The following is a 305-nucleotide window of genomic DNA, read 5'->3' on the forward strand; positions in this document are numbered from 1 at the left end:
GCGGGCTGTATTGCAGCCGCGATGTCGCCACGCGCCATGCGGCTGCCTTTGCGAACCAGCAATGGGCAAGCATGCCGTTCGTCGGTTTCGACGAGCCGCGCGCGGAGTTCCAGTCCGACCGCTGGTTGCGCGCTCTGCCTGGCGGCCCGGTGCCATGGATGCGATGCAGTTACGGGCTGGGCATTCTCGATGGCGTAGAACATGGCGCCGGACTGGGCGTGCTTGCCACCTTTCTCGCCAATGACCAGCACGATCTGGTGGCCGCGATTGCGCATATTCCCGAGCTGGATCAGGATATCTGGCTA

The 305-nt window shown here is 63.9% G+C and carries 1 pseudogene; it reads left to right on the forward strand.

Going from position 1 to position 305, the window contains the following annotated elements:
• Positions 1 to 305: pseudogene (locus tag F2P45_RS34995) on the forward strand (LysR family transcriptional regulator); the annotation flags it as partial.

Origin of the sequence: Massilia mucilaginosa, from assembly GCF_011682145.1 — a bacterium.
GTDB lineage: Bacteria > Pseudomonadota > Gammaproteobacteria > Burkholderiales > Burkholderiaceae_D > Telluria_A > Telluria_A mucilaginosa.